The 6010-nt window shown below is 47.0% G+C and carries 6 protein-coding genes and 1 pseudogene; all 7 read right to left on the bottom strand.

What is annotated here, in order from left to right; genetic code table 11:
- Positions 1–231: 231 nt before the first annotated feature.
- The 7 genes and pseudogenes from J7545_RS11480 to J7545_RS11455 all read right to left on the bottom strand — a co-directional run bounded on the left by J7545_RS11480 (position 232) and on the right by J7545_RS11455 (position 5875).
- Positions 232–1362, bottom strand: a complete 1131-nt coding sequence (locus tag J7545_RS11480) for a glycosyltransferase family 1 protein (RefSeq protein ID WP_318700681.1) — start codon at positions 1360–1362, stop codon at positions 232–234.
- 217 nt (positions 1363–1579) lie between these two features.
- Positions 1580–2734 carry a UDP-sulfoquinovose synthase gene (locus tag J7545_RS11475; RefSeq protein ID WP_318700680.1) on the bottom strand — a complete coding sequence of 385 codons (1155 nt, stop codon included), beginning with the start codon at positions 2732–2734 and terminating at the stop codon, positions 1580–1582.
- Positions 2735–2856: 122 nt separating this feature from the next.
- Positions 2857–4626 carry an N-acetylmuramoyl-L-alanine amidase gene (locus J7545_RS11470; protein ID WP_318719576.1) on the bottom strand — a complete coding sequence of 590 codons (1770 nt, stop codon included), beginning with the start codon at positions 4624–4626 and terminating at the stop codon, positions 2857–2859.
- Between the two features lie 68 nt (positions 4627–4694).
- The gene (locus tag J7545_RS11465) at positions 4695–4850 is read right to left on the bottom strand and encodes a hypothetical protein (protein ID WP_318700678.1); all 156 of its coding nucleotides are present in this window, start codon (positions 4848–4850) and stop codon (positions 4695–4697) included.
- Positions 4841–4939: pseudogene (locus tag J7545_RS24045) on the bottom strand (transposase); the annotation flags it as partial. The gene J7545_RS11465 and the pseudogene J7545_RS24045, both read right to left, overlap by 10 nt.
- A 7-nt stretch (positions 4940–4946) precedes the next feature.
- Positions 4947–5120 carry a hypothetical protein gene (locus J7545_RS11460; protein ID WP_318700677.1) on the bottom strand — a complete coding sequence of 58 codons (174 nt, stop codon included), beginning with the start codon at positions 5118–5120 and terminating at the stop codon, positions 4947–4949.
- 275 nt (positions 5121–5395) lie between these two features.
- Positions 5396–5875, bottom strand: coding sequence for a transposase (locus J7545_RS11455; RefSeq protein ID WP_413038749.1), 480 nt, complete (start codon positions 5873–5875; stop codon positions 5396–5398).
- Positions 5876–6010 lie beyond the last annotated feature (135 nt).

Here is a 6010-nt window from a genome sequence, read left to right as displayed (position 1 = left end):
TCACTCCTTTCAATGTTGGTCTTCTTTGGCTCAAGAATTGATGGATTCCAAGCCTCATAAGCGCTTATTTTTCCAGAAGGGATTAAAGGTTCTATCCCTTATACAGTCTACTCTTTAGCCTCCTTGTCATCCCTTAAGCTCTAGAACTCTGGCTGGATCGGCGATTGCGACCTCTGAAAATGATAGAAGAGAGATATAAACCCCTCTCCTACTCACCTTTTTGAGTCAACTCTAAGCTGCCAGCGGTTGCCGGGTATTAACTACAGCTTGGTAATAGCGGTGTAGTTGGCGAATGGCAGCACTCCAACCCCAGCGTTCAGCTTCCTGACGGGCATTTTGGCGCAGAGTATCGCGCTCGGCTTGATTATCGAGTAATTTCTGGGTAGCGGAAATCGCACCTTGGGGATCGGTTGGATCGAAGAGGTAGCCGTTTACACCATCGGTAACAATATCCGTGATGCCGCCAGTTCCCGCAGCGACGACAGGACAACCGGCAGCCATAGCTTCGAGGAGAACCAGACCGAGAGTTTCGGTGCTGGAGGGGAAGATAAAAGCATCAGCCGAAGCGAAGGCAGAAGCAAGAGTTTGGCCGCGCAGATAACCGACGAAATGGGTGGGAGTATCAGCAAAATGTTCTTCTAAAACAGCTCGATTGGGGCCATCACCCACCAGTGCTAACCGCGCATCGGGGATACTTTCAAGGACAGGTTTAATGCGATCGATTTCTTTTTCTGCACCTAATCGTCCGACGTAGAGGAGGAGGGGACTATCCGGATGGCCTTGGGAAAGGCGATCGCGCATTTCTCTAGAAGCTAAACTGGGATGGAACAGTTCCGTATCGACACCTCGCTGCCATAAATCCACTCGTTCAATCTCGTGGTTAACCAGTTCCTGTACCATCACACTAGAGGTACAGAGGTTGAGATCGGCTTGATTATGGGCCCCTTTAAGCAACTCCCATAACAGGGGTTCTAACATGCCTAACCCGTAGTGTTGCAAGTATTGGGGCAGATGGGTATGGTAAGAAGCCACTAGGGGAATATCAAACTTCTTACCGTAATAAAGTCCTGCTAAACCCAGGATCGCAGGATTAGCCACATGAATCAAATCGGGATTAAAATCGGCGATCGCCTCCCCAATTGCCGGTCGTGGAAACGCCATCTTCAACTCTGGATACCAAGGCAACGGCATTCCCGATACCCCATAGATTTTAGCACCCTTATATTCCGTCAGTCCTCCCTCCGGACAAACGATCAAGACGCGATCGCCCAACCGTTGCAGATGATCGACCGTTTGTGTTAGACGAGTAACAATACCGTCAATTTTGGGTAAAAACGTTTCTGTAAATAGAGCAATTCTCATAAAAAAGCACAGTTCTAGAACAATATCGAAAAACCATCAATCGGGTAATGGGTGATATCATGCCCTCTTAAACCATTGTCATTGCGATCGGAGGGAAGCAATCGCCAAGATTACCAAAACTGGGAAGATTGCTTCATTCCCCTTCGCGACCTTCGCAATGACTTATCCTAACTGACTAGACGGATATGATATGACTAATAACGGGGGGCTGAACAAACTAATTCCGCCGCCAAGAGACTTTAGGAAGAATTTGACTCTCATCAACTCGACCTTTGTATTTTTGAGCCACATTAATCAAAGAATCAAGCAGGGACTCTTCTAAATTATGCGGTTCTAAACCCAAGTCTTTAAGCTTGGTGTTTTTAGCATTAAAATAATGCTCTTCCAATTCTACACGGGGATTATCCAGGTGGTTAATTTCCACCGCTAATCCGAGGTGTTTACCTGCTTTAGCAACCATGACCGCTAAATCACTAATGCTAAACATTTCAGTGAACTGGTTAAAGACTCTAAATTCACCCGCATTGGCAGGATTATTTATCGCAATTTCAATACAGCGAACCGTATCGCGGATATCTAGAAAGCCTCTCGTTTGTCCACCTTTACCATAAACCGTAAGGGGATGACCGATCGCCGCTTGAATACAGAACCGGTTGAGTGCCGTTCCGAATACACCATCATAATCGAGACGGTTGATCAGCAGCTCGTCCCGTTTGGTTTGCTCCGTATATACTCCATAAACCACCCCTTGGTTCAGGTCTGTGGCTCGCAAACCCCAAATCTTGCAGGCAAAATGGATATTGTGGCTATCATGAACCTTCGAGAGATGATAGAAACTTCCCGGTTGCTTCGGATAGGGAAGAGTATCTTTTCGTCCATTATGGTTAATCTCGATATAGCCTTCTTCAATATCGATATTGGGCGTTCCATATTCACCCATGGTTCCCAATTTCACCAAGTGAGTTTCAGGAAACTCCTCTTTCATTGCAAATAAAAGATTTAAGTTTCCAACCACATTATTCGTTTGAGTCATGACCGCATGTTCGCGGTCAATCATCGAAAATGGAGCCGATCGCTGTTCCCCAAAATGAACAATCGCCTCCGGTTGAAATTGACGCAAAGAGCGAATCAGGAAATCATAATCGTTGATATCGCCAATAAACAGATCGATGGTTTTGCCGGTTAATTCATGCCATTTGCGTAACCGTTGCTGAATCGGTGCGATCGGTGTCAGGGTCTCAACACAAAGCTGTTGATCCCAATGACGACGCACGAGATTATCCAGAATCCCTACTTCATAACCATGGTCAGACAGATAAAGTGCGGTAGCCCACCCACAATAGCCGTCACCACCAATAACCAGGACTTTCATAACGTCACTCAATTCAAAATCATTTACCGATACTCGGTCAATGTATCAGGTTTGTGTCCCCTGTGACACATTTCTTAAAGAAATATTGCTATCGGAATATTCCCCTCTGTCTGCCGATCTCCCTAGGGCTTGTCGGTTTGAGTAACCCAAACGACAATACCATCGGCGAGAGTGTCTGCTAGCTCTTGTTGGGACTGAGGATCGACGATCCACTCGAATTCTCGGGGGTTAATCATAAAGCCCAACTCTAACAGAACGGAAGGGGCGATCGCCGGACGAGTCAACGCCAAATTGTTCCAAAACACCCCATAAGAGGGCCGCTGGAGTTCATCCACCAAATATTGATGTAAAAACACCGCTAAACCATGGCTCTGGGGATGATACCAAAACGTGCCTATTCCAGCCGTATTTTCTGCATCTCCGGCATCGGGAAGGGCATTGTAATGGATACTCAAGGCTAGATCTGGCTTCTGCGCTTCAATGATCTCCACCCGGTCGTGGGGCCAAAGATCGTCATCCCCTTCGCGGGTCATCAACACCGTTGCTCCCCGTTTTTGCAGAGCATCCCGCAGCAGCTTAGAGACCACTAAATTCACATCTTTTTCTGGATATCCGTTTGGCCCCCTTGCGCCCAAGTCATTCTCGCTCCCATGGCCGGGATCGAGTAAAATCCTCATGCCCTGCAAGGGTTGAGAGGATGAGCGAGAAGGCTGGGGAGGATGACGCAAGGACAAAATTAAGGTTGTGCCCTCATAACGCAGCTTGTAGCCCCATTGTTGCTCGGTTTTGAGGGCAAATGTATAGTCAATGCGCGTCGGTGAAACCTGCTCCCAATCGAGGCGCTCAATTAAGGGGCCATCATTGAGATAAATGGTATCGGTTTGAGCGGTAGTATTGTGCAAACTCAGGGTTAAACTATTTTGGCGTTGCTGAATAGTAACGGGAACTGGGACTTGCAGGGGAAATACAATTTCCGTCCATCCAGAGGTTTGACGACCCTGAATGCTACGAATGAGAGAAACAGGAGGAGCTGCACTGGAAAAGACTCGTGTTTCTTCTCGCTTGATCCATGCACCGTAGTCTAATCTGAGCCATTCCCCTTCTTCCGCCGTAATTGTGGCGCGGGTTCCTTGTGGAAGGGGGGTTAACCGGGAATAGTTGGTACTTGGACCTGTACGAGCAACTCCATTTTCAGCAGTCACTTCGGCAATTTCAAATTGCTTAGGAGAAAGAATAGATACGGTTCCCGGAGCTGCTTGGGTTAGGGTTTGACCGTTAAGCGTGAGGGTAAATTGGGGTTGACCTAAATTTTGTGCTTCTGAGGTGAGGGGAAGCGTCGCACAGCCTTTATAGGTGGTACTTGCAACAGTTGTCGGTTGGTTTTCTCCGGTGAGAACCGCAGAATTGGGCGGCAGTTGGGGCAGGGTGGAGAGGGGGGTTAAGGGTCGGGTTTGTTGTCCGAGGGTAACCGTGACGGTGGCTGGGGTGGGAGCAACAGCCGAAAAACACACTTGTTCTCCAGGAGGTTTAGCGATATTGACTCCTGGTGTTAGCGATCCCTGGGCAAAATTCAAACCCACGGGAGCAGGGGGAAGGGCAGAGTTACGGATCACGACGATCTGCTTTTCCTGATTCCCATGGCGCAGGGTAAAGGTATTTTCTCCCATTTCCAAGGGAAAACTAGGGGCAAAATGCCCTTGAGGAGAACGAGAAATGACTTGACCATTCACCTTCACTTCTCCAACGGGAGCTGTACCAATGAGGAAGATGCGATCGGCAGTGGTTTCATGGCGATCGCGAGGATAGGCAATAAAGATACTAGCATTAGCGACCGGAGGAGCGGCGATCGTTACTGCACTCAGAACGAGAATAGAAGATAAAGCAAATTTCACGGGATCATCAATCAATGGTGTTGTGTGGTGGGAACTCAGTTAGATGGGTTTAAATCAAAGATCCTATTTTACCATAGAGGTTCAGGTGGCAATTTTTCTAATTCTCGATCGATTCGTGTAATATCAGACGTGACATCTTCCATGTGTTGTTTGATTGAATTGAATTCTGCTTGAGTCTGGTTGAGTTGGGTTTCTAATCGTTGCGATCGCGCTAGTAAATACAAATGGTGACGAAATAGAAACTGGGTTGACTGTAATCATATCCCGGCAGGCGAATGGAACGACAATGATGAATTGTGGGATTATATTTCATGTTCATATTACCAAAACAACAACCCGTAGGGGCGGGTTACACCCAAATCTAGGACACCCACAAATCCATGTCCTAAACCCGCCCGCACCCCACCAATAAACCCACCGGAAATGATGATATCGACATCGGGTTGGGCAGGTTCACCGTAGGGGCGGGTTACACCCAAATCTAGGACACCCACAAATCCATGTCCTAAACCCGCCCTCACCCCACCAATAACCCACCGGAAATGATGGTATCGACATCGGATTGGGCAGGTTCACCGTAGGGGCGGGTTAACCCCAAATCTAGAACACCCACAAATCCATGACCTAAACCCGCCCGCACCCCACCGATAACCCACCACAGGGGAACCAGAAACCCGGTTTCTTCAAGAAACCGGGTTTCTTAGCACCTAGCTAAATGAAGGTATCGACATCCCGTTGGGCGGGTTCACGAAGGTTATTGGTGTGATTTCTAAATGGTGGTATAACCCGCCCCTACGCATTGATGGAAATCGGGTGATGGATACAATTCATCCATTTCCCATTTTAACGGATTATCCATAATATACTGTTGAATTGTGGCTAATGAATGTTCATCGCGGATAATGTGTTCGTAATATCCCCTTTGCCAGACAGGAATGCCTTTCATTGACCGAATTTGATTAATCCGACGCGCCGAAAATGTCTTAAATGTCCTCACGATTTTGGCTAGGTCGCGATCTTTATCCCGATCTTTAATCTCGATGATACCATGGAAATGATTCGGCATAATCGCAAATGTATTTAAGGCAATATGGGAATAAATTTTCATTAAATTGAACCAATGGTATTCAACAACTTCACCATAACGGCTTAATTTTATGATTCCCTCTTCAATCTCGCCTAACAAACATTCGCGCTGGTCAATACAAATGGTGACGAAATAGAAACCGGGTTGACTGTAATCATACAGCGCTTTGCGCTGTTATGATGGACAGTAACAACAATGAGTAAACCAGTTTTTTAACGGTTCAGGATTAATCAACTTTATAGCTACGGATAGGAGGATATCAATCATAGCACTGGTAGTAGGAGCAAAACCTAAGAC

It is taken from the genome of Roseofilum sp. SBFL, assembly GCF_017746885.1.
Classification (GTDB): domain Bacteria; phylum Cyanobacteriota; class Cyanobacteriia; order Cyanobacteriales; family Desertifilaceae; genus Roseofilum.
This window is presented reverse-complemented; position numbering and strand designations above follow the sequence as displayed.

What these genes read in the sequence shown, in the direction of transcription:
- J7545_RS11475 (WP_318700680.1), bottom strand. Translation starts at nt 2,734, where the DNA reads ATGAAAGTCCTGGTTATTGGTGGTGACGGCTATTGTGGGTGGGCTACC.
- J7545_RS11480 (WP_318700681.1), bottom strand. Translation starts at nt 1,362, where the DNA reads ATGAGAATTGCTCTATTTACAGAAACGTTTTTACCCAAAATTGACGGT.